This window comes from Sphingomonas sp. 2SG, assembly GCF_005503285.1.
GTDB classification, from domain to species: domain Bacteria; phylum Pseudomonadota; class Alphaproteobacteria; order Sphingomonadales; family Sphingomonadaceae; genus Sphingomonas; species Sphingomonas taxi.
Genome location: NZ_SCMZ01000020.1, coordinates 43,127 through 65,531, shown reverse-complemented (window position 1 = coordinate 65,531; position 22,405 = coordinate 43,127). Strand labels below are relative to the sequence as shown.

Sequence of the window (22,405 nt, the reverse complement as noted above, 5' to 3'; positions counted from 1 at the left end):
GATAGTCGAACCGTCCTGCCTCGGCGAGCGTGCGCACCTCCGCCAGCAGGTCGTCGCGCAGCGTGCAGCAGATGCAGCCATTGGTCATCTCGACCAGCGCTTCCTCCGACCGCGACAGTGCCGCCTCTCCACCGCGCACCAGGTCGGCGTCAATATTCACCTCCGACATGTCGTTGACGATCACCGCCACCCGCCGCCCCTCGCGGTTCACCAGGATGTGGTTGAGCAGGGTCGTCTTCCCAGCCCCGAGGAAACCGGACAGCACCGTCACCGGCAGGCGGGTGTCTTGCAGAGTATCGCTTGCCATGTCTGTCTCTTAGTGGGTTACGTTACAACGTAACATTGCCATTAGCTTCGGCGGATGTCCAGTAGCTCTCCGATCACAGGCGATCGCCCGCCTCGCTGGCTCGACGTGACCGCCTCGATCCTGCGTCTGATCCATTGTCCCTTCCACCAGTCACGATCCTTTTTGGGAAAGCGGGCGGGGTAGCGGGCAGGACCAAGGCTAATCACCTCCTGCATTGCGAGAGTGAATGAATTGCATGAGCTTGGCAGCCGAAAAGAGGCCGGGAATGACCGGACGTGGATCTCGTAGCTCGCCGCCGCTTCGCCAGCCTCCACATCCGGCTCGATGTAGGTACGGAGGGGCGAGGTGCCGCAGCAAGGACCGACACCATCCGGTCCCTTCTAGCTCCCAGTGATGGAACGGCTGACGCGTCCCTCGGCGTCAAGGAAGTCGATCGCCGCCTTTCCGTCTGCGGTCACGCGCACCTCCAGCCGTTTTCGGCCGGTCGCGTCACGCATCGTCAAGATCGACGATTTGTCCAGCGCCCTTCCCAAGAACGCGCGCGGCGTCACCGCAGCACCCGCCGCGCGCACGGCTGCGTCGCGGGTCCCGCTCGGCGGTTTCTGCACCAGTCGTGCTACCGCGGGGAAATCAACTGGCTGATCGGGGCGGTCGTTGATCGCAAGCCCGACCTGGCGATCTTTGCCATCCTCGGTGCTGCTGAGCGCAAGCGTCTGGTCCTGTCGCCAGCGATCGAACGATAATGCGCCCAGATTTGTCGGTTTGCCGTCCTTCAGTGCCCCGGAGAATACAAGTCCGCCGTTCTCGGTGCCTTCGTCATTGTAGAACAGCATGCCGGCCTGCGGTCGATCGGGATGTGGAGTCTCACGACCGGCAACGATGATCCCGGGCATCCGGCCGCGGGACGCGACGGTCATGCGCAGCGTGCCGTCCGGCTCCCGGACGTTGATCCGTTCGACGTCGATCGTCTCGAACGCCGCGACCTTTGAACCAGTGTTCGCTCCAAGAAGCAGCCACGTGGTGGCGAGGGTCATCACAGCAGCGTACCCGCCCAATGCCCGAGACGCATCCACTCTCATCTCTTCCTCCCGTTCTATCGTGCCATACGGAGCGGAACAGATGTCGAGCACCGTCGGAGACAACGCGCCGACTTCGCTTCCGTCCCGAACCTAAAGCATTAATATACTACGGGTCAGGCGCTTGTTTAGCTTCGAGCTCTCGGTATTTTCCCCGCCGCGTGCCGCAACGTACCCGGACACGAACCAGCGGCCGGTTTGGGGTGGCAGGCGACCCGGGCTGAGTGACGGCAACCGGGTCAGAATACCTGGATGCCGGACCTCGCAACAGGCAGCGATCTGACCCTGGTTCCATCCGCTGCAGCAAGTGCGTTAGCGAGCGCGGCAGCGGTCGGCCCCTGCGCGCACTCGCCTGTCCCGAGGAACGGCGTGCCTGGCCGGTCCACGACGTCGACCACGACGCTGCGTGGTGCGTCGCCGAAGCGGAGGATGGGATAGGTGCTCCAGTCGTAGTCGGTTCCGCTGGTGGGCGATCACCGCCGGTCGAATGCAATCGTCTCGGCTGTAGCGAACGGCGGGCTTACCATGGCTTCGTACCAATCGGCACGGACGCCCGGCAGTTCAGATAGGTGCGTGATGAGGTCTGGTCAGCTAGTCTCTTCCTCATGGAAGGTCTATACATGTCCTGCGACTTTAACGTCGCAGCAGATCAAATCTATCTTGAGTCCATTTCGCTTGTAGAAGACCACCGCACAGACATTAGGTAGCGATAACTGAGCTAGGACGGCTGGAGTGGTTGTCATCTTTAATTTGTGCCTTGATTAATGAACGGCTGAAATTGGACCGTGCAACGGTAACTAAGGACGGCGAACCTTTGTCGTCAACGTAAGGTCCGGTCTTCGGTGCAAAGCTGACGTTTGCCTTGACGTTGCGTTGGGCGACGCGGATGGTTCCGCGATGGCGTCGCGTTCGGGTTGGCTAAGAGGCGGTCTCATCTTGGTCTCGGCGGCAATTGTCCTGCGCGGAATGGCAGAACGTCGGCCTGATAAGCTGGCTGTGATCGGAGCGATTGCCGCTGCTATCGCCACGATCGCCATCGGATGGGTGTTCGCCATTAGGCGCGAGCGCTAGCCGGTCGTCCGCCTGTGGGCGTCAGTGGCCGCGAAAGATGGCGATCAGAACGCATGTCGTCACGCCCGTCGCTGTTATCAAAAGCCATAGACGCCAATTTTCGCGGTTCGGCCCGCCGGTTGCGATTAAGTATTCGAGGGATGAGTTGATCAACACCGTTCAACTTTTGCCGCCGTCGGTATCAATATCTTACGGATTAGCAGGTATTCGGAAGGGAGCGCAAGCAGACGTCGGCGTACGGGATGGGCGGGGCTTCTGTTCGACCGGTACCGTTGCCCTCGTGGAATACCGATGGCGAAGGATAGATTGCCTAGCGCGACTGCCGTGATTTCGCCACGTATGGATTATCCACCGCAACACCCGAACTTTCCTATCGCCTATCGCCTATCGCTAGGGCGCGGGGTGAGGTTTTTTGGGGCCTTTAATGACTTCTTGGTGGCACGAGGCTCGGCACGGACACGCTGCCTAGACTTGCTATACTCGCGTTCTTTCCATTGCTCGGTGCCACTGTGAATGCCAACCGAACGTGGGTCTGACGCATACGAACCTAAGGCTTGGGCAGCCAAGACAGGAAAAGGGGCCATGCCAAATAGCAGGGTCGCGATTGTCGCCGTTTTCACGATGTATCACCTTCGCTCGCTGTGAAGCAGCTCCTATATCAATTAGGGTGCGAGGCAACTAGCACGAGGGTTGGTAAGCAAGCGTTTGGTCAATGACTTGGAGATTGGATCTCGGGCCAATGAGCATGTCCGCAATGTTCAAGGTCGCATAACGCACCCGATTTCGCGCGATGCTCGTTCCGCCGACGACATTCTGGAGTGACCGCATGGACCTGACCGGCATCGTGACTGCCATCGCCGACGAAATTGACGCGAAGGCGCTGGAGATCGAGGGCTCGGCCGATGCGAAGAACCTCGACGCGGAGCCGGGCGGCTTTGGCATGGCGATCGTGCCCGTCGACGGCCCCGTCGTTCAAGTGGGTGCGATCGACACCTTCCCGATCCAGAGCATCTCGAAGGTGCTAGCGCTCAACCTTGCTCTATGCGAGCGGGGGGATGCCGTATTCGAGCGGGTGGGACGCGAGCCGTCCGGCGATCCCTTTAACTCGATCGTGGATCTAGAACGAACAAGCGGCCTCCCGCGCAACCCCTTCATCAACGCCGGCGCGCTCGTCATCGCCGACATGCTGGTAGAGCAAAGCGGCGGCCCCGACTCGGTGGTCGACTTCGTCACCGAGCAACTCGACGGCAATATTGTCCCTCTCGATGACGATGTGTTGCACGAAGGCGGCGACCTCAATCGGGCAATGCTCAGCTTCATGCGCCACCACGGCAACGTCCGCTCGGACAGCGAGTCGGTAATGGACGCCTATGTGCGGCAGTGCGCGATTATGGTCGACTGCGAAGGACTGGCGAGGGCCGGTCACTTCTTAGCTCATACTCGGCTCGCCGGAAAGGACGACGCCGATCAGGTTGAGGCGAAACGCATGCGCACGGTTCTCGCGCTGATGATGACCTGCGGGCACTACGACGGCTCGGGCGACTTCGCGGTGCGGGTGGGGCTGCCGGCCAAGAGCGGCGTAGGCGGCGGCATTTTGGCGGTCGCTCCCGAGGTTGCATCCATTGCCGTATGGTCGCCAAACCTAGACCAGCACGGCAACTCGATACTTGGAATTCGCGCGCTCGAGATGCTGGCGGCGCGCACCGGTTGGTCAGTGTTTGGACCGCCGCTCGGCTCAAATGGCCGACCTTCCTAGCGCTAGAAGTTGACGCCCATCGCCTTGGGCGAACGTCCGAAGCTGGGCACGCGAGCATCGATCCCCTAGTGACCGAAATCGGGTCGTCACCCCGGCGATGCGGGGGCTGTGACCACAATGGTGGCGGGGCCATCGACGTAAGCGAATGGGGCGCCTAAGCGGCCTTCATAGCCAGCTGGGGTGCAGGATTATAGTGACAGGGTCCGCCAGGATACGACTTGCGACCGTCGCGGCGCCGGGCGCAATGCCACCGGTGATCTGGTTAGGTATCACAGTCATTCTCACGATCGTCGACGCCTTTGGCGTCGCTACGGCGTTCGGATTGGTGCTTGCGCTGGTTTTTTGGGGCGCACTGGTCGGCGTAAACATGCTCGGCTGGTCCGCTTGGCGACGATCTCTCCCGGGGAAGCGTGACAGCGCCGGCCGTATGGCGCTGGGGGCTCTCGTCCTTAACTTGCTGCTCCCGATCGAGGTGCCGCTGCTCTATCGCCTGATGGGGCGGGGAGACGCCTCAGTTGATTGGAAACCGTTCGCTTATGGTCTGCTGGTGACGGGCTTCGTCATGGTCCTGCTCCGCGCCACGCGCGCGCGGCATACGCCGGCCGGGCAGGACGACGAGGTGGCCGACACTGCTCGCTCGCCAGCGATGCCGGCAACGAGTTTCGGCATTCTCGCCCGCGCCGGCATTGATCCGGCCGACCTGCTCTCGGTTCGGGCCGAAGATCATTACTGCCGCCTCGCAGTACGCGGTGGGGGGACGTTGCTGGTCCATTATCGCTTCCGCGATGCGGTCGGCGATCTTGCCGACGTGCAAGGTGCTCAGGTCCACCGCGGGGCATGGGTCGCCGATCGCGCCGTCACGGGCAGCGAGCGCACCGGGCGGCGCTGGTCGCTGCAGCTCGTCGATGGGTCGCGCGTGCCGGTCAGCGAGACCAGCATCGCACTGTGTCGTGCACGTGGCTGGCTGGAGCGCGGTGGACTGGCGTAACGCCAAACCGGTTTCGCGAAATTTGTATCTATCCGGCGCAATCACACCTTACCGAACCGCGATCCGCCGACCATCACCGCTCCCGTATTGGGGAAAGGGGACGGGCGATGGGTGGGATATCGACAATCGGTGCGGCGCATGTTTGGATGGGAAGCGTGGCGCTGGTCAGCGCCGCCGCCGTGTTGATGTTGCGCAAGGGGACAGCGCGGCACGGGCGCGTTGGCAGAGCCTATGCCGCCGCGATCCTCGCGATCAATGGCACCGCTCTGTCGATGTACGACCTTACAGGGCGACCCAACGTCTTTCACGTCATCGCGCTCGTCAATCTCGCTACGCTGGCGATGGGACCGCTGGCGCTACGTCGGTGGCGTCGAACGCATGAACCCGGCGACCTCGTCACCCACCAGCGACGGATGGCGATGAGCTATGTCGGCGTGTGGATGGCCTTCGTCACCGAATTCCTGGTCAATCCTCTGATGGGCGTCAGCCGAATGAGCAACCCGCGCAACCACTGGCCATTGATGATCGCGCTGTACCTCGCGCTTTTCGTCACCGGTAACTGGCTGGTGCTGACGCGCCTGACCGTTACGACGGTGCGGGCATGACGCCGGGGTCATCCGCCGGTCTGCGCCTGCCGCCCGCCGACGTCGTCGCGCTGACGGCACTGGCCTGGGTCGCAGCGGCCGCGCTGCACGAGGGCGTGGGGCATGGCCTCGCCTGCACCGCGTTGGGGGGGCATCCGTCGAACTGGAGCACCTTCCACTTCGGCTGCGACCCACAAGCCATGTCGCTGTGGGGCCGGCGGATCGTCGCAGGAGCGGGAACCGCGGTCAACGTCATCCTCGCCGCGCTTGGTTGGCTCGTCTGGCGAGGGAGCGGCGTGCTGAGGGGCCGGCTTGCAGGTTGGATCGTGTTCGCGCTCAACGGATTGACCACCTTCGGCTATCTCGTCTTCTCCGCAGTCCTCGGGATCGGCGATTGGAACGGGCGCGGAGTGATGACCGGGGTGGCCGATCCTGTTCTCGCCCGTGTCGCGCCGGCGGTTATTGGCATCGCCGGTTACTATGCCGTTGTTCGCGTCGCCGCAGGAATGCTGTCGCCCATGCTCAGCGGTGCAGATGTCGCTGCGCAGGCACGGCGGTATGCAGTCATCGCGTGGATGACGACAGGGGTGATCTCGCTAGCCGCTGCGCTCGCTGCGGGCAGCGACTGGCGCTCTACGATCGGCGCGTCGATCGGGGTCGCACTCGGCGGTAATGCCGGCCTGTTGAGCATGGGTCGGTTCATTAAGCCAACGGCTGCCGCATCGACAACCACCCTTCCGCCGAATTGGCTGCTGCGCGTGGTTGCCATCCTCGGGACGGTAGCGTTTGTCGCGATCCTGGGGCCGGGGATCGCCTTGTAGCGCAACGGACTAGGAGCTTCGCCGAGTGGTCACGGGACTGCCTCCCCCTTGGACATGAACCAGTGTCTGAAGTTGAGAAGCGGGGAGGGCATTCGAATGGCCGAAATGGGCATGGCGGCCGAGGGGAGGGCGGCCGCTCCCGCCCTGCATTCCGACATTCTGCTGCGGAGCTGATCTGATACTGGAGGCGGCGTCGATCCGCAGCACGGCGACCATTATTCCCCTTGTACCGATCGGTAAATGTTTGTACCGATCGGCACAAGGCGACGTACGAGTAAGGGACATCGACCGTGCGCTCAACCGCTGTGCCAACGGTGTTTTCCCAAGTGCCGGCGCTTGCTCACGCTTTCCGTATGCCGAAAGGATCAGAGATGTCCCGTCCACCGCTCCCTCCGTTCACGCATGACTCCGCCGTCGAAAAGGTTCGCCTGGCGGAGGATGGTTGGAACACGCGTGATCCGGCGAAGGTCGCGCTCGCCTACACGCTGGATACCCGCTGGCGTAATCGGGTCGAGTTCGCGACGAACCGGGATGAGGCTCAAGCCTTTTTGACCCGCAAGTGGAACAGGGAACATGAATATCGGCTCATCAAAGAGCTCTGGGCCTTCACCGGCAACCGGATCGCCGTACGCTATGCGTATGAATACCGGGATGATGGCGGTCAGTGGTTTCGTGCCTACGGCAACGAGAATTGGCTGTTCGCCGAGGACGGCCTGATGTCGGACCGCCATGCCAGCATCAACGAGATGTTGATCGCCGGAGCGGACCGGAAGTTTCGCTGGCCGCTGGGTCGGCGTCCGGACGACCATCCGTCGCTGAGCGATCTGCACCTATGAGGCCGAAGCGCGTCCTGACGGATCGCGCACGCGCACTTCCGGCTTTGGCGGAAGCCTTCCGCGAGCACGGCTACGACGGCGCAAGCCTTACCGTGCTCTCGAAGGCGACGGGCCTTGGCAAGGGCAGCCTCTACAACTTCTTTCCCGGCGGGAAGGAGGAGATGATGGCAGCCGTGCTCGACGATATCGACCAGTGGTTCGTCGAAGCAATCTTCCGGCCATTGGAAGAGAGCACGGACCCAGCCCAGGCGATCGCGGTTATGCTCGACGTCGTCTCTACCTATTTTCTGTCCGGAAGGCGGGTCTGCGTCGTGGGCAGCCTCGGTCTGAACTCTTCTGGCGAGCTTTTTGCGAGCCGAGTTAGGCAGTATTTCGCGCGCTGGATTGTTGCTCTTGCCGGCTGCCTTGAAAAGGGCGGCGTCGCGCCTGTAACGGCAACGGATCTCGCGGAAGAGGCGGTTTCCAGCATCCAGGGAGCGATTGTTCTATCCCGCGCGCTTAACGAAGAAGCCGCGTTTCGACGCATCATCGCTCGACTTCGATCTCTGTTGATTGATGCTATCAACCACAAGGGCTGATCGATATCCCCGGCGAATGTCCGCCCCCCGATAGAAGATACTCAGCTTTCTAGCATTGTGGTAAGTGACCCACTGTAGAGAGATGAATGAACGGCAGAAAGCGGGAAGCAGCCTTGCAGCCGCGAACGGCCGTTTCATGGGTTTGTTCGCCTTTGATCGGCGGAGGGGCTGTAGGACTGCGGGGCCACCAGTGGCGCCGATCAACGAGCCTCGTAAGCCGCTACTCGAAAGCTACGGACGTTTAGATCCAGCGCCGTCTTGTCGGGAGCGGGGCAAGGCTGTCCCGCAGGCTGCACCTGCTTGGCAGGGCGGAGCCTTCCACCCTGACATTTCGGCTTGCAGGGCAAATAGAATTTGAGCGGCGTAGGCGCCGCGCTCCTCTTGGCTCAGAATACCGTCATGATCCGTATCGGCGTCGGCGAACGATCGATCTGCGCTTTCAACGGCTTCTTTGAGCGATATCCGTCCGTCATGGTCGGCATCCGCCAAGTCAAACTGTCGGCGAGCAACCCGGCTCTCGACGGATGGGGCGGGGAGGGTCCCCTTTGGGACCACCATTGAACGTGCTGTCGCGCTAAGCTCTTGAAAGGTGACGTAGCCATCGTGATTGGCGTCCATTCTCTCGTGAAGCGATTGCAGCAGATCTGTTCTGTACACGGGTTTGACCGACGGCCGCGGACATGCCGATGAATAAGGAAAGCAGGACCATATGGGATGGTGTGGGCCACCGAGAGTGACAAGATGATGACCTGTATATGGAGATTGGCGCTCACACCGGTGCCGGCAAGCCACCATCCGCTACCGCCAAAAGGCCAATCAATCGCCCGATGTAACCCTCGATGATCTGCGACTTACGATATGAACCAATGGCAGGAGCTAGAACGCCGGCGGGCCGCTCGGAACGACCGGTTCTGGTCTCTCCGTATCATGCTGCCGAGTGCCATCGCTCTCCCTGAGCTTCGCAGCGGAGAGCGATGGGCATCATTCAAGCGGTTGCGCCGCCATCAATGTTGATCGTGGTACCGGTGATATAACTTGCATCCGGTCCGGCGAGGAATGCGACCGCGCCCGCGATCTCCTCGACCTTGCCGTAGCGGCCGAGCGGGATGGCTTGCAGCACCTGCCCCGCGAACTCGCTGTCGGCGGGGTTCATGTCGGTGTCGATCGGTCCCGGCTGCACGGTGTTGACCAGGATGCTGCGCGGAGCGAGATCCTTCGCCCAGCCCCGCGCCAGCGCCGCGACCGCCGCCTTGGTAGCACTGTAAACCGTGGTCGCGGGGAAGGCCATTTCGCCCGAGATGCTGCCGATCAGGATGATCCGGCCGCCATCGCTGAGATGCGGCAGCGCGGCGCGCGTGCCGACATGCAAACCCTTCACATTGACGTCGAACTGGCGATCATAGGTCTCGTCGGTATCGTCGGTAACGATGGAAAATTCGGCCACGCCGGCATTGTGGACGAGGATGTCGATCCCGCCAAGGGCAGCGGCGGCCTCCTCGACGCCCGTGCGCTGCGATACTGGATCGGCGGCATTGGCCTGGAAGGCGAACGCCGTGCCGCCGACGCTTTCGATCTGCGCTACGGTGGCGTCTGCAGCGGCCTTGTTGCCGGCATAGGTGATCGCGACACTCGCGCCATCCGCTGCCAGTCGCTTGGCGATCGCCGCACCGATGCCGCGCGATCCGCCCGTGACTAGCGCCTTCTTGCCCTGAAGTGACATGTGCTTTCTCCAAAAGTGTCGCCGGCGATTGCGATGTCGTGCGCTACCGGCAGGCAGGAAGATGGCGTGCCGTTCCAACGGTTCAATATTCCCGAACTATTAAATTCGCGGCGGTGCTCTATATCTTCTGCATGCCCCGCTTCACCCACCCCCGGCTGGAGGACGTTCCGCTCGATCTGGCGCTGCACGCGCTGGCAGATACCAATCGGCTTGGCATGGTGGCACGGCTTGCGGAGACCGAACGGCTGAGCTGCACGGACGCCGCGCCATGCGAGACGATCCCCAAAAGCACGCTGTCGAACCACCTCAAATTGCTGCGCGCCGCGGGACTGATCGAGACGACGCAGGCTGGGCGCGAGATGATCAACACGCTGCGGCGCGACGACTTCGATAAGCGCTTTCCCGGCCTGCTCGACGCGGTCCTCGCCAACCGGCCCGCCTAATTGTCGCCAAACGCGTCAAGCTCGGTTGGCGCGGCGGATCAGCTCTTGAACGAAGCGGTCGCGGGTGGTGGAGTAGTATCTCTATCCCAGGGTTGGCTCCGGCCGGCGCTGGACAGCGGCGAACTGGAAGCGGTGCTGCGTGACTAAGCGGTTTATTCGCTGACATGGATGGGCGGCAGGTTTCGGGCAGCGAAAAGGGACGTGCGAACCGCCGGGACTGGATCCCCACCGCCGCATTGAGACTTGCTCTGGTCTGCCGGCAGTCAGGCTGTAGCGATCTCACTTCCGGCAGCAGGCGTACGCTGTAAAAGTTTCCACTTCGGCCGGACGAAGTGACACGTGTATTCGTTGGGTCTCCGTTCAAGGTAATCCTGATGTTCCGGCTCGGCCTCCCAGAAATCGCCTGCCGGGGATAGCTCGGTGACGACCTTGCCCGGCCAGAGCCCCGACGCTGGCCGGCGGCATTTTTTCTGCCGTGGTGTGCGACCGCGAATTTGAGAGCAGCTGGACGATCGACACCGCCGATGGGCAACACGCAATTGCAGTCAATCCAGTGCTCCGCTTGTTCTCGCTGGTGATGATCCGGGATGCGGCGCGTCATGGTACCGGCGTGGCGCGCTTACCCCCTGTCTCTGGTCAGCCGGGACATCACACGAGGGCGGCTGATCGTGTGGGGCGATGTCCAGAGCTCACGCATCGCGCTATGGGCGCTTTACCCCTCGCGTCGCTTGCTGAACGCCAGGGTGTCGGCATTCTTGGAGTTCCTGCGGCAATCCTTTCCGAACGGGACGGCCGAGGAACTTGCAGCCTATCTGGATGATCGGTGCTGACCTCCAGCAGCTAGCCGGTCACGACGGGTCACCTAATCGAATGACGGCTTTCGGGCGGCGCCTGCCTGGCGACGAATGGCAGGATGTGGATCGGACCAGCCAAATGCCGCCTGAAAGCGAGCACGGTAATCCATGATAGTCGTGCGACTTATTCGCTCCCGTTCGTTGGGCGGGTAAGGAGTAACATGCCGATGACCCGTCGCATTCTTATCACCGGCGCGAGCGTCGCCGGCAACACCGCTGCCTGGTGGCTGGAGCGCGCTGGCTTCGGCGTCACTGTGTTCGAGGGCACGCCCGGGTTGCGCACTGGCGGCCAAAACATCGACGTGCGCGGTGTCGGCTGCGAGGTGTTGCGCCACATGGCGCTGGAGCAGGCGGCTTTGGACCTTAGTATGGGCGAAGAGGGCACTGCCTGGGTAAATAAGAACGGCAAGATCACGGCGGAGTTTCTAACCAACGATACGGTTGCCGACGGTCCTACCGCGGAGGTGGAGATCCTGCGTGGCGATCTCGACCGGCTGCTCTACGAACCGGCACGCGAGGGCGCGCCCTACCGGTTCCGGCCGCACCTGCAGCGATGGCTGGCCCGGCGTGAGGCGCGGGCATGAGGCCGCGTCCAGATCCGGTCGCGTCCGGTCAGGAAAGCGTGTGGCGCTATCCCCGACCCGCCATCGCCGAGCCCAGCGATCGGCACATCCGCATCGAACATCACGGCGTCCTCGTCGCGGACACCCATGCAGCCGTCCGGACGCGGGAAACCAGCCATCCGCCTACCTGGTATCTGCCGCCGGTCGATCTGACGCTCGGCCTCCTGCGACGGTCGGAGCGACAATCGTTCTGCGAGTGGAAGGGCCATGCGGTCTACTGGCACCTGATGATCGGCGGCGAGCTCTTGCGCGACGTGGCGTGGAGCTATCCCGATCCGACGCCGGGCTTCGCCGTGATGCGCGACCATGTCGCCTTCTACGCCGGTCCGCTCGATCACTGCACGGTGGGCGGCGAACAGGTCCGTCCCCAGCCGGGCGGCTTCTACGGCGGGTGGATCACGTCCGACCTCGCCGGGCCGTTCAAGGGCGCGCCGGGCAGCATGGGATGGTGACGCCCCCTCTGCCCCCCGGCCTTCACGACTGGTGGGAGGCACCGCGCGTGCGGGCGTTGAACGAGCGCGTAGGGAAGCCTGACGGCCGCTACGTTCTCTGCTGGCTCCAGCAGGCGCTGCGCGCGCGCGATAATCCCGTGATCGATGCGAGCATCCGTCTCGGTAACGCACTTGGGCTCCCGGTGCTGGTCTATCATGGCGTACGCGAGGATTATCCTTACGCCTCCGACCGGCTGCATCGCTTCATCCTGGGAGCCAGCCGCGATTTGGGGACCGAGTGCCGCGACCGCGGCCTCGCCTGCGTTCAGCACATCGACAGGGCCGGCCACCGGGAAAAAGGCCTCGTCCATCGCCTCGGGGCCGAGGCGGCGGCGATCGTGCTGGAGGATCAGCCGACCTTCGTCGCGCGCTGGCAGGCCGGGCGGGTCGCAATCCGCACCGCCGTGCCCGTCTACGCGGTCGATGCCGCCTGCCTGGTGCCACCGGCGGTGCTGGGTGACGGCATCGGCGGCCGGTCGGCCTTTCTGCGCCGCCACGAGCCCGAGCGTGACGGCTGGATGGAAACGCAAGACGTGGCGCCGCAGCTGCCGGTCTATAAGGGACCGGTGCCGTTCGTCCCGGATGCTTTGGACGCATGCGATCTCGACGGCCTGGTCGCCGGGCTCGCGATCGATCACACGCTGCCGGTCAGCGCCATGCATCCGGCCGGGCGGGGTGCGGCGGCCGACCGGCTGCGTCGCCTGACAACTCAGGTGCTACCCGGCTACGCCTCGACCCGCAACGACGCCACCCGGCCCGACGGCGCGAGCGGGCTGTCGCCCTATCTGCACTTTGGCGTGCTCGGTCCTAGAGAGGTGATGGCCGCCGTCGCTGCCGCTGACGCAGGCAGCCAACACAAGCGCAAATTTGCCGATGAGCTGCTCGGCTGGCGCGAATGGTTCCACTTCCAGGCGCGGGCGCTCGCCGCACCGGAACGCTACGATCGCATACCAGCATGGGCGTTGCAGACGCTCTCAGCTCATGCCGGAGATCCAAGGCCCGAGCTGGAGACGCTGGAGGCGCTGCTTCATGGCGAGACGCGCGACGAAACTTGGAACGCCTGCCAGAGGCAGTTTCTGGCCGACGGGTGGATGCACAACAACTTGCGGATGTACTGGGGCAAGCGCCTCCTGGCGATGACGCCCAGTCCCGAGGCGGCATGGGCGACCGCCTGCTATCTCAACGATCGACTGAGCCTCGATGGTCGCGATCCGTCGACGTACGGCAATATCGCCGCCATGTTCGCCAGCTCCCCATCAGACCGCGAGCGGCCGATCTACGGCCGCGTCGCGACCCGCGGCGACGGTTCTACCCGCCGCAGGGCGGGCGGCGATGCATGGCTATCGGCCGCCGCGTCAAGGCCTGTCCCGCAGGTATCGACTCCCGTGGAGGTGCCCGTCGATCCGTATCTCACCGGCGAGCCGACGATCTAAAGCATAGTGGAATCGGTCTTTAGGGCGTGCGATTTTGCTTTAAGGTCGCTGCGGCGACAGGTTCTCACGCATGTCGGAGGGCCTGTGGCCGACCACCTGACGGGCAGCACGTTCAGTTCGGTTGGTTACCCTCTTCACGCTGCTTGGCGGCGCGCTCCGTCAGCGTTTTCAACGTCTCGTCGAAGCGGCCATCGCGTTCGGCCTGACGCAGGAACTGGACCTCGTCGACAAGGATTTCGGCTGGCGTAGGTTGCTGGGCGAATTGCATGGCGACAGCATCGGCGAACGCGTCGAGCGGCATGTAGCCTGGTCGGTTCGCCTGGCCTGGCGTGAGGTCGGTCTGCACGCCCGGCGGGGCCAGCTCGATCACCTCGATCTTGCCCGCCAACTGGGTCCGGAGCGAGACTGAGTAGGAGTGGATAGCTGCCTTGGTCGCCGAGTAGGTCGGCGCCGCCACCAGCGGCACATATGCAAGGCCCGAGGTGACCGTGACGATCGCGGCATCGGGTTGACCCATAAGATGGTCGATCAGCGCGTTCGTCAGCCGGATCGTGCCGAGTATGTTGATCGCCAGCGTCGCTTCGGCGTCGGCCAGGTCGCGCCGACCCGTCAGATCCTCAAACTTCATGATGCCGGCATTGTTGAACAGCACGTTCAGCGCCGGAAAGTCGGCAACGACCTGCTTGGCGAAATCGTCGACTTGCGCAGCGTCTTCGACATCCAGCGTTATTGTATGGATGCGATCACGCCCATCTGCCGCCCGCTGAAGCGCCTCTTGGCGTCGCCCGGCGATTATGACCGTGTCACCGCGATCATGGAAGCGGTGCGCCAGCGCTTCGCCAATACCGCTTCCTCCACCCGTCATCAGGATTGTGTTGCCGCTAATCTTCATGGTTGGTCGCTCCGCATCGGGGAAAGGTCGTCGGCTCAGAATGATCGCCGCACCGGATCGTTCATTGATGCCTGAGCCGGCGCGTCGACATACCTGAACGAGCGACCGAGTTCGGTAGAGCCTCAACCTGTCCTGAATGACTGCAACTGGGCGAAAGCGGAAGCGATACCCACCAATCGCCCGTGACAGCATAATGGACGGGTGTCCGAAGATGGTGAGCGCACAAATTGGTTTGGCAGTCGGCTTCCGGGTTCGAACGGCTATGGCCTGCCGAATACCGCTATCATCGATGCCTGCCGTCGATCTATGCGCCAATGAGGTCGGTGGATGCCGTAAATGTGCAAGAATATCCCGGAATGCTATCGACGGCCGGCCGGGTACGTCGTGCTGAATGGCCGCTCGAAGCGCAAGCGAGACAGCAATCGCTATGCCGGCACTATGAAGAAATCTAAAATCAATCTCGAGATGCTACGTCGCGCGCGATAGCTGAACTGCCACAACAAGGATTGTGGCATGCCTGCTCCACATCGTCAGCAACCCGTCGATCTTGGTCTCCGTGCTGTCGGCGCACTTCTCTGTTGCATCGCCTACGTTGCGATCGCGCATCTCACAGCCATGCACATCCGGCCTCGATCGGCAGGAGCGCTCGCCTACGGCCTGGCCACGGCCGGCTTTTTGGGTGCGAGTGCGGGCAGCGCCATGACCGTTCTCGGTCGTCATCTCTTCGATGCAATCGAGGTGAGCCAGCGGTGGCAGCACCGGCCTCAAGCCATAACGCAATCGTATCTTCAACCGGAGTTTGCAACTGCGATGGACAGGTCGGATGTCGAGATGCTGGTCGTCGGTATGGATGCCGACGGCGACTGGACGGTGCGAGGCGGCGATAGGCGGCTGGTCGGACGTTTTCCCACAAGACAAGCGGCCCAGCATTACGCGCGCGACCAGCGGCGGCAGCGTCAGGCCATTTCAATCGCGTCGTCATCGGGCCATCCTCGCCGGCTTGAGAGGCGTCTCAGACTGCCAAGCGTGCAGCGGTCCAACAGATATGCCGGCAATGCGTGACATGGGCCACCGCCTCTGCGGTCTCGCCACGTTCTTGTTGGGGTGTCTCGGATTGCTGCTCGTCATCCACGGTAGGGCGCTGTTCAGGCGTAGAGATCGGTCAGCGGGTTTAGCAGGATGCGCGCCATATCCCAGCTTCCGCTCGAGACTGATAGCGCCGATCACACCAGCCGGGCGCGCCTACGATACGCGATATGGTGCCTTGGTGATGAAGACGCGGTACGCGGCGGCTTCAGGGCAGGCATCGGCCGGCCGGCACGCCAGCGAAGGGACGGGTTGCCCGCGACATCAAAGCGCTGTCACCATCCGGCCGCGGCGTTAAACGACATCAATGCCTGTCATTGCTGCCTATCTATACCGGCATGGCCGCCGGGTACGCGAGATTGCCATCGACGAGCGCGTGGACTGCCCAATCGATCGGTCTGAGTTCGTCTGGATCGGGCTGACCGATCCGTGCGCGCAGGAGGTGGATCAGCTTCGGCAGCTCTACGGTCTCCATCCTCTTGCGGTGGAGGATTCGCTGAAGGACGGGCAGCTGCCCAAGGTCGACGTCTACGGCGACCAGCTCTTCGCCATCGGCCGCACGGCCTATCTCGACGGCGGACATATCGTCTATGGCCAGACCGCCGTCTTTTTGGGGCATAGCCACATCATCACCGTGCGGCAGGGCTCGGTCCGCTCGCACAAGCCGCTGCGAGCGCATCTCGAAGCATCGCCCGATCTGCTCGGCCAGGGCTGCGACTACGTTCTGCACGCGATCCTCGATTTCATCGTCGACGGCTATCTGCCGTTGGTGACGGCGCTCGAAGACGAGGTCGCCGCGATGGAGCAGCGGATGCTCGACACGTTCCTCGACCGCGCCGAGATCGCGCGCATTTTCGCGCTGCGGCGCGAGCTGATGCGCTTCGACCGTATCCTGGTGCCGATGGAGGAGGTCGCCCGCAAGCTCGCCAAGAACGACCTGCCGTGCATCGATGGGGAAGCGCGCCATTATTTCCGCGATGTGCTCGACCATGTCCGCCGGGTCGAAGCGATGGCCAGCGGCTTGCGCGAAGTCCTGACGTCGGTGTTCGAGTTCAGCAACCTGATCGAGCAACAGCGCACCGGCACGATTACACGCCAGCTCGCCGCCTGGGCGGCAATCCTCGCGGTGCCGACCGCCATCGCCGGCATCTATGGCATGAACTTCGAGCATATGCCTGAACTGCATAGTCCCTACGGTTATCCGGTGACGTTGGGCGTCATCCTGACCGTCTGCGTGTCGCTATACTGGCAATTCAGGAAGGCACGCTGGCTCTAGCCGACGGCTGGAATGCGACGAACCGTTTGCAATGCTATGCGCGCGCTATGCCGTCTCCGCAAATCGACCTCGAATGGCTATGCGCGGCTGCGTAGCTATGCCGGGCGGGCGCAGGACGCCCGATCATAGAGGCAATCGAGGCGACATGTCGTCTGAACCCATTGCGGAGCCCGACGAACGCGGGCTCGTCATCTACGTCGGTCAAGATGTGGCGGGTCACTGGCTGGTGCAGGACAATTGCAGGAAGCTGGAGGGCCGTTTCGTCTCCCGGAGTGCGGCGCTGAGTTTCGCACATGCCGAACGCGACATCTATCATGCACGCCTTGAGCTGAGCGCGCTGCCCATGGTGCCGCTCATCCCCTTCGGTCCCGTCGCAGCCGAAGGGCATATGCCCCTTCGCGCCGCCTGACAGGATCCGAACATGACACCCGAGATGACGGTCGGCACGATGCCGACGTGTATCCGCGCGTATCGTCGCGCCTCCCAGGCACCCGGCTGCCGAACCGCTCGCGCCGACCGACGTTGGCCGCAGATCGCTGCAGCCCTCGGAGAACTGCGGGAGCGCGGTCGCCATGCGGTGCGTATCTTCGATGCCCAGTGCGCCTGCGGTACGCTTCTTATCGTGGCGGCGCGGCACGCTCACGCCATGGGCTTCACGGGCATCGAGGCACGCGGGATCGACCACTCGCCGGCGCGCATCGGGCGGGCGCGGGTGGCGGCCAACCGTCTGTGTGATCCGGCGATAGGCTTTCGCTTCGAGGTCGCCGATACGGTGGAGGCGCTCGCCGAAGAGGCCGACTTCCCGGCGGATATCGTTTTATGGCACGACCAATCATCAGGCGGTTTGCAAGCGGGCATCCGCGAGGCGGTGGCTGCTGCAGGCGACCTCATCATCGGTGATCCGGCGCCTGGTACGTTCGTGAAGGCGGCGGCATGACTCGTCGCGACCTGCAATGGAAGGCGGTTGGCTTCGTCCTGACGACAGGCTCCTGTGCGATGTCGCTCGCGCTCGACGGTTCGCCGCTCATGATTGGCTTCTTCTTCCTGGCCTTCGTCGGCATGCCGCTGATGATCCACGGCAAGCGGGTGGGCCAGGCACTCCGTGCCGAGCGACGTGGGCATTATCACACCGCCGACGTGCTGCACGCCGCCCGACTTCGCCGACGCCTCAAGCGTGACGGCGATTCCGACTTATGATCCTCGCGGAGCAGATCGCCGTCGTTGCGCAGGAAATCAGCATCGTCCGCCGGATACAGTTCGAGCTTCAACCGCCCTCTGGCGCAATGAAGGCCCTCGACCCGGACCGTGACGAACGGCCCCGCGCCGGCGACGCAACGGCCATCGCCCGGCAGCGCTGCCGAGGCAGGTTGAACCGCGCAACCCGTGCCGATGAGCGCCGCAAGACGACAGAGCGTGATCGCGAGCCGGGCCGGTCGGGCGGGATAGCCGGCAAGCATGCTCATAGCTGGTGCACCATGCGAAGCCCGGCGCGGGGCCGCCACGCGCTGTCCTCGTCGCGTGCCGCCCCGAGGCCGAACTGCAGTTGAATCCGCCGGCTCAGGCCCTGTTGCAGCTGCGGCATCACCAGCGTCGAACGCGCGCGGCCGATCCTCAGGTTGACCTCGACCCCCGCGGTACTCGCGGCGGCGATATCGTAGAAACTGGTATGGTTGATCAGCAACGCGCGGGTCTCGGCGCCTGCCGCGCCGACATCGCCGATGCCGACCATCGTAAGCGTGCTGGTCCTGCGTCCGAACCGATTGCCGACCACGTACAGCACCGAACTCTGGAAGCGACGATGCTCGCGGTTCCACAGGCCGAGATATTGGACGCCGTGGATGCCGCGGCCCCGATTGAACTGGCCGAACGTCCCTTGCAGGCCGAGCTTATAGTCGGTGACGTGGCGATCCTCGAACGGCAGCTCGAGCTCGATCGCCATATTATCGGTAAAGGCATATTCGATTTCGGGCGCCCATTCGACCGTCCGATGCGGACCGGACAGGCTGCGCTGCGCCAAGGCGTTGACCTCCAGTTCGCCGCGCCGGGCGCCGAGCGGGCGAACGAGGTCGAAGACCATCGGCTCGGCGATCACCGGCGCGTCCTGTGCTTCGGCATCGGCGGGGAAAGCCGCGAGCAGCAGGAGACCGAACCACAGCCGGGTCATCGCGTCGCCCCGCGCGCAAGCAATTCGGTAAAGGCGTCCCATACCATGGCGGAGGCGCGATCCCAGCTATAGCCGGCGCTTGCCTCGCGCGCCCGCCGGCCGATCGCTCGGCGCCGCTCGGGAAACATGACGAGACGGGCGAGCGCTTCGGTCGCGGCATCGAGATCGCCCGCCGGATAAAGGAGACCGCCGCCGTGATCGAGCAAGGCCGCGGCGCTCGGCGCATCGACGCTGACGGTCGGTAGGCCGCTCGCCATGGCTTCCAGCGTGACGTTGCCGAACGCCTCGGTGACGCTTGGATTGAAGAAAATATCGGCGCTGGCGACAGCGCGGCCGAGCGCGGCGCCGTCAAGATGGCCGGTCAGTCGCGCGGCCGGCAGCCGCTGCCGCAGCCATTCGCGCTCCGGTCCATCGCCGATGACGAGCGGTTTGACCGCGACGCCGGCACCGGCCAGCCGGTCGATGACCTCGACATAGTCCGCCAGCCCCTTTTCCCGGACGAGGCGGCCGAAGAACAGGACGGCACAGTCGTCGCCGGTGATATCGTTGACGCGCCGCCACGATAGGTCACGGCGGGCGGGATCGAATTGATGACGGTCGACGCCGCGGCTCCACAGTCGCGCCACCTCGCCGAGACCTTCGGCGGCGAATTCGTCAAGGATCGGGTAGGTCGGCACAAGAATGCAATCGCACTTGCGATAGAAGCGCCGGAGATGGCGTTCGATCGCCGGACGGACGAGGCCTGCACCATAAAATCGGGCGTAGGTTTCGAACCGGGTGTGCAGGCTGGCGACGAGTGGCACGTGCAGTGCGCGCGCGAGGCGCTGCGCGGCGAGCCCTGTCCAGTCGGGCGCCGAAACGTGGATCAGGTCCGGTTTGAAGCTGTGGATGTCGCTTCGCAGCCGGGAGGACAGGCCAAGGCCGAGGCGATAGTCGCCGCGTCCGGGAAGACGGATCGATGGCACGGAGACCAGTGTGCCGCTAGGCGCGAAGGCGGGATCGGGGGCGGTGGGTGAATAGACGCGAACGTGTGCGCCTCGCTGTTCAAGGTCTTCGACAAGCCGGTTGAGCGCGCGATTGGCGCCGTCGCGGACATAATTGTAATTGCCCGAGAACAGCGCGATGCGGATGGCGGGCCGGGTCTGCGCGCCGGGCATCGGATCAAGCGGAATCGGACGCGCGCGGGTGGCGGCGATCGCCATTGTCGAAAACTCCATCTCGAGAGCGAGGGATCGGCCGTCGCCGCAGCGATGGCGGCGCGGGTGCTGGAGATCGGCTAAATCCGCTGGATTACGTGAACCTTACGTCGCGCCGGCGAAGACAGGGCGGGGCAACTGGGCTAGCCGGAGCAACGATGCGCTTGTTGATCATCGAAGACAGTGCCGATCTGGTGCGGATGCTGCGCCGCGTGTTCGAGGGCGCGGGGCTCGCACTCGATCATGCCGGCACCGCGGAGGACGGCCTGCTGATGCTCGATGTCGGTCATTATGCCGCGGTCATCCTCGACATCGGCCTGCCCGATCGCGACGGGCGCGAGGTGGCGCGGGCGATGCGGATGCGCGACGATCCGACCCCGGTCCTCCTGCTGACCGCGCACGGCAGCGTCGCCGATCGCGTGTCCGGCTTCAATGCCGGTGGCGACGACTATCTCGTCAAGCCGTTCGCGCCGGAGGAACTGGTCGCACGCGTCCAGGCGCTGCTGCGGCGGAGCGGGATGGTCGCGCATCGCGAGATCGTCTGCGGCAATATCGTTTTCGACCCGGCATCACGCGACGTCCGCATCGCCGGCGTCGTGACGGTGCTGTCGGCGCGCGAGCTCAGCGTGCTGGAAGCGCTCATTCACCGGCACGACCGCGTCGTCGCCAAGAGCCAGCTCGAAGCGCAATTGTTCGGCATGGGCGACGAACTCGGCTCGAACGCGCTCGAAGTGTATGTCCACCGCCTGCGCCGCCGGTTGGCCGAGGCGGCGGCGAGCGCGCAGATCGTCACGGTCCGCGGAGTTGGCTATATGCTGGTCGCATCGGCGTGAGGATCGTCGACCCCCGCTCGCTGCTGTCGCGCATCCTGTTGTGGCACGGGGTGGCGGTGATCGTCACCGCGCTCGCCGTATCGCTCGGCGTCTACCTGTTTCTCGAAGCCACCGCGGACCATCTCGAACGGCAGACCTTAAGCTCGCAGGCGATGGCGGTGCAGCGCGCGCTCGTTATCGACGGCACCGGCAGGCCGGGCATCGCGATACCGCGCGATGCGGTCGCGCCCGGCACGGCGGCGGGGATGAGCTATGTCGTGGTCGATCGTAGCGGCCGCGCGCTGCTGGCCTCGTCCCCCGCGCCGCCGATCATGTTCCGCCACATACCGCGCAAGGCGGAGGCCGCCTATTTCTCCCGACGCTCGCGTCACAGCGTCTATTCGGGGTTGAGCGTACCGGTCGTCGTGAGGGGGCGGTCGATGTGGCTGGTAGCGACGCAAAATCTCGACCATCCCGCCAATATCGTCGATGATATCGTGCGACAGTTCCTGTTCTATGGCGTGCTGATCGTGCTGCCGCTGTTGCTGATCCTGCTCGCAATCGACGCGCTGATCGTGCGGCAGGCACTGCGCCCGGTACGCCGCGCCTCGGCACTGGTTCGCACCATCGCGCCGACGCGGCTCGACGTGCGGCTGACCGATCCGCGCCTCCCGCTCGAGGTCCGCCCGCTCGCCGAGGCGGTCAACGTTGCGCTCGACCGTCTGACCGACAGCCTGCGGATGCAGCGCGATTTCACCGCCGACGCGGCGCATGAGCTGCGCACGCCGATCACCGTCGCGCGCGTCCGCGCCGGTGAAATCGCCGATGCGGCGCTGCGCGATGCATTGATCGGCGATCTCGACTCGCTGACACGGACCGTCGGCTATCTACTCGATATCGCCGAGATGGAATCGTTCGATACACTGCCGCTGGAAAGGGTGGACCTGTCGCAACTCGCACGGGAGAGCATCGCCGGAATTGCACCTTTGGTCTTTCGCGGCGGCAAGTCGATCGCGTTGCACGATGCCGACGAGCCGGTCGTCATCCTCGCGCAGCCGCAATTCATCGCCCGCGCCCTGGGGGCGCTGCTCGAAAATGCGGTCAAGCATACGCCTGCGGGCACGCGGATCGATGTCCGCCTCGGTCCCACCAGCCTCTCCGTCACCGACGACGGTCCCGGTATTCCGCAGGCCGAACAGGATGAAGTCTTTCGGCGATTTTGGCGACGTGATCGCACCTCGGCGGTGGGCGCCGGACTTGGATTGGCGATCGTGCAGCGCGTCGCGGAAATCCACGGCGGCAGGGTCGTTCTGGACTCGCAGCCAGGGCAGACACGATTCACGATCCAATTCAAGAAACAGGCGTGATATGTGCGCCCAGGCCGCTTCGCGACAGTGC

Annotated in this window: 25 protein-coding genes; 17 read left to right on the top strand and 8 right to left on the bottom strand. The window is 64.0% G+C overall.

Annotated features, from left to right (window positions below):
- Together FFS23_RS10335 and FFS23_RS10330 are read right to left on the bottom strand one after the other, a co-directional pair.
- Positions 1–307, bottom strand: a 307-nt coding sequence (locus FFS23_RS10335; RefSeq protein WP_283214452.1) for a GTP-binding protein, incomplete at its 3' end; no start/stop codon positions are given.
- Positions 308–687: 380 nt separating this feature from the next.
- Positions 688–1,341 (bottom strand): hypothetical protein, encoded by a 654-nt coding sequence (locus FFS23_RS10330; RefSeq protein WP_249340624.1) that lies wholly within the window; start codon positions 1,339–1,341, stop codon positions 688–690.
- 1,939 nt (positions 1,342–3,280) lie between these two features.
- Between FFS23_RS10330 and glsA the strand changes: the two genes are divergently transcribed.
- From glsA to FFS23_RS10295, 6 genes are all read left to right on the top strand, one after another.
- Positions 3,281–4,210 (top strand): glutaminase A, encoded by a 930-nt coding sequence (glsA, locus tag FFS23_RS10320; RefSeq protein WP_137898555.1) that lies wholly within the window; start codon positions 3,281–3,283, stop codon positions 4,208–4,210.
- A gap of 244 nt (positions 4,211–4,454) precedes the next feature.
- Positions 4,455–5,198: a LytTR family transcriptional regulator DNA-binding domain-containing protein gene (locus FFS23_RS10315; RefSeq protein ID WP_171009448.1), complete on the top strand. Its 744-nt coding sequence runs from the start codon at positions 4,455–4,457 to the stop codon at positions 5,196–5,198.
- A 155-nt stretch (positions 5,199–5,353) separates the two neighbouring features.
- Positions 5,354–5,803, top strand: a complete 450-nt coding sequence (locus FFS23_RS10310) for a DUF2306 domain-containing protein (protein ID WP_137898553.1) — start codon at positions 5,354–5,356, stop codon at positions 5,801–5,803.
- Complete coding sequence (locus tag FFS23_RS10305; RefSeq protein ID WP_137898552.1) at positions 5,800–6,603, top strand: hypothetical protein; 804 nt, start codon at positions 5,800–5,802, stop codon at positions 6,601–6,603. The genes FFS23_RS10310 and FFS23_RS10305 overlap by 4 nt, the downstream gene beginning before the upstream one ends.
- Positions 6,604–6,974: 371 nt before the next feature.
- Positions 6,975–7,439, top strand: coding sequence for a nuclear transport factor 2 family protein (locus FFS23_RS10300; protein ID WP_137898551.1), 465 nt, complete (start codon positions 6,975–6,977; stop codon positions 7,437–7,439).
- On the top strand, positions 7,436–8,017 hold the full coding sequence (locus tag FFS23_RS10295) for a TetR/AcrR family transcriptional regulator (RefSeq protein WP_137898550.1): 582 nt from the start codon (positions 7,436–7,438) through the stop codon (positions 8,015–8,017). The genes FFS23_RS10300 and FFS23_RS10295 overlap by 4 nt, the downstream gene beginning before the upstream one ends.
- A 231-nt stretch (positions 8,018–8,248) precedes the next feature.
- On the opposite strand, the gene FFS23_RS20715 is transcribed toward FFS23_RS10295, so the two are convergent.
- Together FFS23_RS20715 and FFS23_RS10285 are read right to left on the bottom strand one after the other, a co-directional pair.
- Positions 8,249–8,812 (bottom strand): CREC-EF hand family protein, encoded by a 564-nt coding sequence (locus tag FFS23_RS20715; RefSeq protein ID WP_137898549.1) that lies wholly within the window; start codon positions 8,810–8,812, stop codon positions 8,249–8,251.
- 190 nt (positions 8,813–9,002) lie between these two features.
- Positions 9,003–9,737, bottom strand: a complete 735-nt coding sequence (locus FFS23_RS10285) for a 3-oxoacyl-ACP reductase family protein (RefSeq protein WP_137898548.1) — start codon at positions 9,735–9,737, stop codon at positions 9,003–9,005.
- 131 nt (positions 9,738–9,868) lie between these two features.
- On the opposite strand from FFS23_RS10285, the gene FFS23_RS10280 reads away from it, so the two are divergent.
- Positions 9,869–10,180, top strand: a complete 312-nt coding sequence (locus FFS23_RS10280) for an ArsR/SmtB family transcription factor (protein ID WP_137898547.1) — start codon at positions 9,869–9,871, stop codon at positions 10,178–10,180.
- 263 nt (positions 10,181–10,443) lie between these two features.
- Here the strand turns inward: FFS23_RS10280 and FFS23_RS10275 are convergent, their stop codons facing one another.
- Positions 10,444–10,719, bottom strand: a complete 276-nt coding sequence (locus FFS23_RS10275) for a peptide-methionine (S)-S-oxide reductase (protein WP_502702122.1) — start codon at positions 10,717–10,719, stop codon at positions 10,444–10,446.
- A 476-nt stretch (positions 10,720–11,195) separates the two neighbouring features.
- Between FFS23_RS10275 and FFS23_RS10265 the strand changes: the two genes are divergently transcribed.
- The 3 genes from FFS23_RS10265 to FFS23_RS10255 are packed head-to-tail and all read left to right on the top strand — an operon-like array spanning position 11,196 to position 13,581.
- Positions 11,196–11,618 carry a Rossmann-fold NAD(P)-binding domain-containing protein gene (locus tag FFS23_RS10265; RefSeq protein WP_137898546.1) on the top strand — a complete coding sequence of 141 codons (423 nt, stop codon included), beginning with the start codon at positions 11,196–11,198 and terminating at the stop codon, positions 11,616–11,618.
- Positions 11,615–12,109: a DUF427 domain-containing protein gene (locus FFS23_RS10260; protein WP_137898545.1), complete on the top strand. Its 495-nt coding sequence runs from the start codon at positions 11,615–11,617 to the stop codon at positions 12,107–12,109. The genes FFS23_RS10265 and FFS23_RS10260 overlap by 4 nt, the downstream gene beginning before the upstream one ends.
- A 47-nt stretch (positions 12,110–12,156) precedes the next feature.
- Positions 12,157–13,581 (top strand): deoxyribodipyrimidine photo-lyase, encoded by a 1,425-nt coding sequence (locus FFS23_RS10255; protein WP_249340623.1) that lies wholly within the window; start codon positions 12,157–12,159, stop codon positions 13,579–13,581.
- Between the two features lie 112 nt (positions 13,582–13,693).
- Here the strand turns inward: FFS23_RS10255 and FFS23_RS10250 are convergent, their stop codons facing one another.
- On the bottom strand, positions 13,694–14,473 hold the full coding sequence (locus FFS23_RS10250) for an SDR family oxidoreductase (protein WP_137898543.1): 780 nt from the start codon (positions 14,471–14,473) through the stop codon (positions 13,694–13,696).
- Positions 14,474–14,986: 513 nt separating this feature from the next.
- Here FFS23_RS10250 and FFS23_RS10245 point away from each other — a divergent pair.
- From FFS23_RS10245 to FFS23_RS10225, 5 genes are all read left to right on the top strand, one after another.
- Positions 14,987–15,535: a DUF2188 domain-containing protein gene (locus tag FFS23_RS10245; protein WP_137898542.1), complete on the top strand. Its 549-nt coding sequence runs from the start codon at positions 14,987–14,989 to the stop codon at positions 15,533–15,535.
- A 331-nt stretch (positions 15,536–15,866) separates the two neighbouring features.
- The gene (locus FFS23_RS10240) at positions 15,867–16,835 is read left to right on the top strand and encodes a magnesium and cobalt transport protein CorA (RefSeq protein WP_137898541.1); all 969 of its coding nucleotides are present in this window, start codon (positions 15,867–15,869) and stop codon (positions 16,833–16,835) included.
- Between the two features lie 145 nt (positions 16,836–16,980).
- A complete protein-coding gene (locus tag FFS23_RS10235; RefSeq protein WP_137898540.1) occupies positions 16,981–17,244 on the top strand; it encodes a hypothetical protein in 264 nt (87 codons plus the stop codon).
- Between the two features lie 12 nt (positions 17,245–17,256).
- Positions 17,257–17,772 (top strand): class I SAM-dependent methyltransferase, encoded by a 516-nt coding sequence (locus FFS23_RS10230; protein WP_249340622.1) that lies wholly within the window; start codon positions 17,257–17,259, stop codon positions 17,770–17,772.
- A complete protein-coding gene (locus FFS23_RS10225) occupies positions 17,769–18,032 on the top strand; it encodes a hypothetical protein (protein ID WP_137898539.1) in 264 nt (87 codons plus the stop codon). Before FFS23_RS10230 ends, FFS23_RS10225 begins: the two co-directional genes overlap by 4 nt.
- A gap of 262 nt (positions 18,033–18,294) precedes the next feature.
- Here FFS23_RS10225 and FFS23_RS10220 read toward each other — a convergent pair whose 3' ends face one another.
- Both FFS23_RS10220 and FFS23_RS10215 read right to left on the bottom strand, forming a co-directional pair.
- Entirely contained in the window at positions 18,295–18,999 is a 705-nt protein-coding gene (locus FFS23_RS10220) for a hypothetical protein (protein WP_137898538.1), read from the bottom strand.
- Positions 18,996–20,201: a glycosyltransferase family 4 protein gene (locus FFS23_RS10215; RefSeq protein ID WP_249340621.1), complete on the bottom strand. Its 1,206-nt coding sequence runs from the start codon at positions 20,199–20,201 to the stop codon at positions 18,996–18,998. Before FFS23_RS10215 ends, FFS23_RS10220 begins: the two co-directional genes overlap by 4 nt.
- A 152-nt stretch (positions 20,202–20,353) precedes the next feature.
- Here FFS23_RS10215 and FFS23_RS10210 point away from each other — a divergent pair, with 152 nt between their 5' ends.
- The gene (locus FFS23_RS10210; RefSeq protein ID WP_137898537.1) at positions 20,354–21,028 is read left to right on the top strand and encodes a response regulator transcription factor; all 675 of its coding nucleotides are present in this window, start codon (positions 20,354–20,356) and stop codon (positions 21,026–21,028) included.
- Complete coding sequence (locus FFS23_RS10205; RefSeq protein WP_137898536.1) at positions 21,025–22,374, top strand: sensor histidine kinase; 1,350 nt, start codon at positions 21,025–21,027, stop codon at positions 22,372–22,374. The genes FFS23_RS10210 and FFS23_RS10205 overlap by 4 nt, the downstream gene beginning before the upstream one ends.
- Positions 22,375–22,405: the final 31 nt, after the last annotated feature.

Excerpts from the sequence above, each read along its gene's own strand:
- FFS23_RS10330 (WP_249340624.1), bottom strand. The coding sequence starts at position 1,341 with ATGACCCTCGCCACCACGTGGCTGCTTCTTGGAGCGAACACTGGTTCA.
- glsA (WP_137898555.1), top strand. The coding sequence starts at position 3,281 with ATGGACCTGACCGGCATCGTGACTGCCATCGCCGACGAAATTGACGCG.
- FFS23_RS10315 (WP_171009448.1), top strand. The coding sequence starts at position 4,455 with ATGCCACCGGTGATCTGGTTAGGTATCACAGTCATTCTCACGATCGTC.
- FFS23_RS10305 (WP_137898552.1), top strand. The coding sequence starts at position 5,800 with ATGACGCCGGGGTCATCCGCCGGTCTGCGCCTGCCGCCCGCCGACGTC.
- FFS23_RS10300 (WP_137898551.1), top strand. The coding sequence starts at position 6,975 with ATGTCCCGTCCACCGCTCCCTCCGTTCACGCATGACTCCGCCGTCGAA.
- FFS23_RS10295 (WP_137898550.1), top strand. The coding sequence starts at position 7,436 with ATGAGGCCGAAGCGCGTCCTGACGGATCGCGCACGCGCACTTCCGGCT.
- FFS23_RS20715 (WP_137898549.1), bottom strand. The coding sequence starts at position 8,812 with ATGGTGGCTTGCCGGCACCGGTGTGAGCGCCAATCTCCATATACAGGT.
- FFS23_RS10285 (WP_137898548.1), bottom strand. The coding sequence starts at position 9,737 with ATGTCACTTCAGGGCAAGAAGGCGCTAGTCACGGGCGGATCGCGCGGC.
- FFS23_RS10280 (WP_137898547.1), top strand. The coding sequence starts at position 9,869 with ATGCCCCGCTTCACCCACCCCCGGCTGGAGGACGTTCCGCTCGATCTG.
- FFS23_RS10265 (WP_137898546.1), top strand. The coding sequence starts at position 11,196 with ATGCCGATGACCCGTCGCATTCTTATCACCGGCGCGAGCGTCGCCGGC.
- FFS23_RS10260 (WP_137898545.1), top strand. The coding sequence starts at position 11,615 with ATGAGGCCGCGTCCAGATCCGGTCGCGTCCGGTCAGGAAAGCGTGTGG.
- FFS23_RS10250 (WP_137898543.1), bottom strand. The coding sequence starts at position 14,473 with ATGAAGATTAGCGGCAACACAATCCTGATGACGGGTGGAGGAAGCGGT.
- FFS23_RS10245 (WP_137898542.1), top strand. The coding sequence starts at position 14,987 with ATGCCTGCTCCACATCGTCAGCAACCCGTCGATCTTGGTCTCCGTGCT.
- FFS23_RS10240 (WP_137898541.1), top strand. The coding sequence starts at position 15,867 with ATGCCTGTCATTGCTGCCTATCTATACCGGCATGGCCGCCGGGTACGC.
- FFS23_RS10235 (WP_137898540.1), top strand. The coding sequence starts at position 16,981 with ATGTCGTCTGAACCCATTGCGGAGCCCGACGAACGCGGGCTCGTCATC.
- FFS23_RS10230 (WP_249340622.1), top strand. The coding sequence starts at position 17,257 with ATGACACCCGAGATGACGGTCGGCACGATGCCGACGTGTATCCGCGCG.
- FFS23_RS10225 (WP_137898539.1), top strand. The coding sequence starts at position 17,769 with ATGACTCGTCGCGACCTGCAATGGAAGGCGGTTGGCTTCGTCCTGACG.
- FFS23_RS10220 (WP_137898538.1), bottom strand. The coding sequence starts at position 18,999 with ATGACCCGGCTGTGGTTCGGTCTCCTGCTGCTCGCGGCTTTCCCCGCC.
- FFS23_RS10215 (WP_249340621.1), bottom strand. The coding sequence starts at position 20,201 with ATGGCGATCGCCGCCACCCGCGCGCGTCCGATTCCGCTTGATCCGATG.
- FFS23_RS10210 (WP_137898537.1), top strand. The coding sequence starts at position 20,354 with ATGCGCTTGTTGATCATCGAAGACAGTGCCGATCTGGTGCGGATGCTG.